Raw genomic sequence first — 603 nt, 5'->3', positions numbered from 1 at the left:
CATGAGCTGGCAGAGAGTTTAGAGAGTGACCTTTATATTCTCCCTTCGAGCGTGCATGAGGTTATTGCAGTATCTTCAGATATGGGAAGCCCTGAGATGCTTGCACAGATGGTAGTCGAAGTAAATATGCAGGAGGTGTCTTTGGACGAGAGACTTTCCAATCAGGTATATCACTATGATAAGGATTTAAGAAAACTCACCCTTGCAACTGATACACCAAACAAGAGACTTGATGGTATCGTTGCAGAACCTCCCCTTGTATATGACGCGAAGGAAAAGTCCAGATAGGAGGCAGCTATGGAGCAGGAACTTACAATGGAAGAACTCATTGCTCTCATAAACAGCCAGAAAGGTGACTTTGTTATCCGTGTCGAGTCTGGAGAGGAGGCGGTGTCTGATGCCAAAGAAGAATGACTTCAAGCTTGATGTGGTTTCGGTAAGACTTGTAAAGGATGCTCCGATTTATTCGGAGCACACCTTTAATAATCCGGCGGATATAGCTGCTGTCATGGGAGACTGTATGTGCCAGTTTGACAGGGAAGTAGTGTGTGTGGTCAATCTAAGGTCAGATTTAAAACCTATCAATGTGCATTTTGCAAGTGT

Annotated in this window: 1 protein-coding gene and 1 pseudogene; both read left to right on the top strand. The window is 44.3% G+C overall.

The window, feature by feature from the left end:
* Positions 1–288 (top strand): DUF5688 family protein (locus H8700_RS12635; RefSeq protein ID WP_249304116.1); only part of this gene is annotated, 288 nt, incomplete at its 5' end.
* Positions 289–397: 109 nt separating this feature from the next.
* Positions 398–603: pseudogene (locus tag H8700_RS12630) on the top strand (JAB domain-containing protein); the annotation flags it as partial.

This window comes from Jutongia hominis, assembly GCF_014384965.1.
GTDB lineage: Bacteria > Bacillota > Clostridia > Lachnospirales > Lachnospiraceae > Butyribacter > Butyribacter hominis.
This window is presented reverse-complemented; position numbering and strand designations above follow the sequence as displayed.